The organism is Schinkia azotoformans (genome assembly GCF_035811335.1).
GTDB classification, from domain to species: Bacteria; Bacillota; Bacilli; order Bacillales; family Bacillaceae_J; genus Schinkia; species Schinkia azotoformans.
This window is the reverse complement of sequence record NZ_JARSMD010000058.1, coordinates 1-4203: the sequence shown is the minus strand read 5'-3', so window position 1 is coordinate 4203 and position 4203 is coordinate 1. Positions and strand designations below refer to the sequence as shown.

3 protein-coding genes, 1 rRNA gene and 1 riboswitch are annotated in these 4203 nt (G+C 37.3%); all 4 genes read left to right on the top strand.

All coding sequences use genetic code 11. From position 1 onward, the window contains the following. The first annotated feature begins 81 nt into the window (after window positions 1-81). A 5S ribosomal RNA gene (gene rrf / locus P9E47_RS22690) occupies window positions 82-198 on the top strand. 122 nt (window positions 199-320) lie between these two features. After that, window positions 321-836, top strand: a complete 516-nt coding sequence (locus P9E47_RS22685; protein ID WP_326165138.1) for a hypothetical protein — start codon at window positions 321-323, stop codon at window positions 834-836. A gap of 142 nt (window positions 837-978) precedes the next feature. Beyond that, window positions 979-2232 carry a copper amine oxidase N-terminal domain-containing protein gene (locus P9E47_RS22680; protein ID WP_326165135.1) on the top strand — a complete coding sequence of 418 codons (1254 nt, stop codon included), beginning with the start codon at window positions 979-981 and terminating at the stop codon, window positions 2230-2232. A gap of 63 nt (window positions 2233-2295) precedes the next feature. After that, window positions 2296-2412, top strand: a riboswitch (TPP riboswitch). 337 nt (window positions 2413-2749) lie between these two features. Continuing rightward, window positions 2750-4203 (top strand): phosphomethylpyrimidine synthase ThiC (gene thiC / locus P9E47_RS22675; protein WP_326165132.1); only part of this gene is annotated, 1454 nt, incomplete at its 3' end.

Here is a 4203-nt window from a genome sequence, read left to right as displayed (position 1 = left end):
GCTGGGAGCTGTAGCTGGACATAGTGAATATGAATGCAGATTATCTAGTTTTGAAGGAACAACCTTCAATTCAAAAAAATGTTTGGTGACGATAGCGAAGAGGTCACACCCGTTCCCATTCCGAACACGGAAGTTAAGCTCTTCAGCGCCGATGGTAGTTGGGGGCTGTCCCCCTGTGAGAGTAGGACGTTGCCAAGCGAACAAAAGAACAGCAGAGTTGCTGTTCTTTTTTTATAATTTTTTTGTTTTATATTGTAACGTAACTGATTTTCCTTCGTCTTATTAATGGAAAATATTTCATGATGAAGGAGAAATTAATTATGTTCAATTGGAAAAGTATTGCAATATTTGGGATTGTGAGTCTTGGTTTATTTGGGTGTAGTACAGCACAAGAGAATGCTACTACTGAGGCAAAAGCTCCTGAAACAAATCAAAACGAACAAATATCCGCTGATGAGAATAAAGAACAAAATGGAACAAGCCAAGAAATTAGAACCTATGTTAATCAAACAGATGCTTGGATGTTAGAATTACCATCTACATGGAACGATGTTCATATCGTCGAGTCGGGAAGAATGACAGAATTTATTTTTCCATCTCAAAATCCTGATTACAAGCAATCTCTTTTCTGGATTAATACTATTTCTGAAGAGGAGTGGGAGAAGGCACAAGCAGAGGGTCCAACAGGATCTGCGAAGGAAATTACTCGAAAGAACGGGGACGTTTACCTATACTATACCCCACTCGATCAAGTACTTGAAGATAATGAATTGAAACGATATGAAGAAATGGTGAAAGATATCCCTAAAATTATTGAAAGTTTCAAATTTGAATAAATTCTTTTTGTTTAGCCTCTTAAAAAGTGGAGATTTCGACTTTTTGGGGCTTTTTTAATATTTCTTTTTACTTATTACAAAATATTGGCAAAAAGGATAAAATGGAAATAGACTGGATAAAAAAATATAAGGAGATGTAGATATGATAAGAGTTTCAAAGATTTTTACTTGTGGGCTTATCGCATCTGTCATTTTATTATGTACAACAAGTGGAGTGTTTGCTGCAAACCAAAATTTTATTAAACAGATCAGCGACGAGTATAGTTCTTATGAAGGGAAAATATTTAATGAATATAGGGTTTTCCAACAATCAAGCTTAAAAGAATATGAGGATTATCAAAAGGACGAATTTAATTCTTTTGATAAGTTTTCAAACCAAACCGATTCCGATCTTCAATATCTTGATGGATTATTAAAAAAGGATTTTGAAAGCATTCAAGCACAATATGATGGGAATTCCTCCTATTCAAGTAAGCTAAGAGATTATCAGAATAAAATAAATTCCAATTACCTGAATAGCCCAATGCAGAAATATGCAAACAGTATCAATCCTAACTATTTAAATAGTTTAATGATGAAATTTAAAAATGCAACAAATGAGAACTATTTAAACAGCCCGATGATGAAATATAAAAACGCAGTTAATGAAAATTATTTAAATAGCCCAATGATGCATTATAAAAATGCGGTAAATGAAAATTATCTTAACAGCCCGATGGCGAGGCTTAAGAATGGCAGTAATATTAACTATACACTAAGTATTATGAACCAGTATAATAGAGGAAAAATTAGCCAGGATGCAGCCGGCAAACAATGGAAGGAATTGCTTCAAAAAGAAGGACAAGCCATTCAAACTGTTAAAAGTCAATCTACACAAAGTATTCAACAAATCGCAGGGGATTCAAAAGATGCCATCCTCAATCAAAAATATGAAACAGTGAACGGGATTTTAAAGCAGCGCGAGCAATCATTAGAAACAATAGCGAAATTGCGCAAAGAATATTTTGGGGAAGAAATCGAGTTCGATTCATTAATCCCTGATTTAGGAAAAATAAATGTCCTGATTGATGGGGAATGGCAAGCTTTTAAACAACCACCAACTGTTATGAACGGGGCAACACTCGTTCCGATGAGAGTAATTTTTGAAAAGCTTGGTGCTGAAGTTAAGTGGCATCCGGAAAATCAAACCATAACTGCTAGTAAAGGAAGCACGTCTATGTCGCTTGTTTTAAATAACAATAAAGCAACGATTAACGGAAAATCTATAACACTTCCAGTAGCACCTAGGTTAATTCACGGCAACACAATGGTACCGCTTCGTTTTGTAAGTGAATCACTTGGAGCTGAAGTTGAGTGGGATGGACAGAATAAAACAGTGTTCATTTTTTCAAAATAAAAAAATTCTGAAAAATCCCTTTCCCTTTTTTGAAAATTCATGTATACTAAATTCAAATTTAATAGCAATAACTAGGGGAGTCCAATGAGCTTGGGCTGAGAAAGAAACCGCGTTGAAGTTTCTTGACCCTTTGGACCTGATCTGGATCATACCAGCGTAGGGAAGTTAACTTCTTCTTTTTATATGCCTTTAATACATATAAAGCCGGGTCCATCCTTTCATTGATTGGATCCGGCTTTTTCTGTGTTTTCTCCTTTGGTGTTAACCATCTACCTGTTTTGCTCTAGATCTCGTCCGCCATTTATTAACTTTATTCAGTAGAATCCCTCACTAACACAGATGCTGAGATGAATGCAAACTAGTACTAAATTCAGTGGGGGTTCAAATTCTATCTGAATAAAGTTAAAGCCTCCGGCGGATGCCACGGATTTTCAGAGGTAGTTTTTCGAGCAAGCTCGAAAAAATCCGGGCACAAATACGCCAAGGCGCATTTGATAAAAAGGGAGAGATTTAAACCATGTCAACATCCTCATTAAATGAAAAAAGTATTTCCATTATGTCAAGCTTTCCAGGAAGTAAAAAGGTTTATGTGACTGGATCAAGGCCGGATCTTAAAGTGCCTATGCGTGAAATCGAATTAAGCTCGACAACCGGCACATTTGGTAAACAAGAAAATTCACCGGTAAGAGTGTATGATACAAGTGGTCCTTATACTGACCCTGATTATACTGTTGATTTATCTAAAGGCCTTCCAGTGCTAAGGAGTCCATGGATTCAAGAACGGGGCGATGTGGAGGAATACGAAGGACGAAAAATAAAGCCTGAAGATAACGGTTTTCAAGTTAAAAATGATCCGAGGGCTAATCAGGCCGTATTCCCAGGATTAAAACGTAAACCGCTGCGTGCGAAAAAAGGAAAAAGTGTTACACAGCTTCATTATGCCAGAAAAGGAATAATCACACTAGAAATGGAATTTATCGCAATCAGAGAAAATATGAAACCAGAATTTATTCGTGATGAGGTGGCAAAAGGTCGGGCCATTATACCGTCTAATATAAACCATCCGGAAATAGAGCCGATGATCATCGGGCGAAATTTTCATGTGAAAATTAATGCGAATATGGGAAACTCAGCTGTAACGTCCTCCATTGAAGAAGAGGTTGAAAAAATGACATGGGCAACACGATGGGGAGCAGACACTATTATGGACCTTTCAACAGGTAAAAATATTCATACGACAAGAGAATGGATTATTCGCAATTCTGCTGTACCTGTTGGTACTGTACCGATTTATCAGGCTTTAGAAAAAGTGAATGGAATTGCAGAAGATCTTACTTGGGAAATTTATCGCGATACATTAATTGAGCAAGCAGAACAGGGTGTCGATTATTTTACTATTCATGCAGGCGTGCTTTTACGTTACATCCCGCTAACTGCGAACCGTGTAACAGGTATTGTTTCCCGCGGTGGTTCCATTATGGCCCAGTGGTGCTTATACCATCACCAAGAAAACTTCTTATATACCCATTTTGAAGAAATCTGTGAAATTATGAAAACGTATGATGTTGCCTTTTCATTAGGTGATGGTCTACGTCCTGGATCAATTGCCGATGCAAATGATGAGGCCCAATTTGCTGAGTTAGAGACATTAGGGGAACTCACAAAAATAGCATGGAAGCATGATGTTCAAGTGATGGTTGAAGGTCCAGGTCATGTGCCAATGCATTTGATTAAAGAAAATATGGATAAGCAATTAGAAGTGTGCCAAGAGGCCCCATTCTATACACTTGGTCCACTAACAACAGATATTGCACCTGGTTATGACCATATTACATCAGCCATTGGTGCTGCGATGATCGGATGGTATGGGACTGCTATGCTTTGTTATGTTACTCCGAAGGAACATTTAGGCCTGCCAAATAAAGAAGATGTACGAACAGGAGTTATTACATCACGAGTGTTGATTAACCA

What these genes read in the sequence shown, in the direction of transcription:
- P9E47_RS22680 (WP_326165135.1), top strand. Translation starts at nt 979, where the DNA reads ATGATAAGAGTTTCAAAGATTTTTACTTGTGGGCTTATCGCATCTGTC.
- P9E47_RS22685 (WP_326165138.1), top strand. Translation starts at nt 321, where the DNA reads ATGTTCAATTGGAAAAGTATTGCAATATTTGGGATTGTGAGTCTTGGT.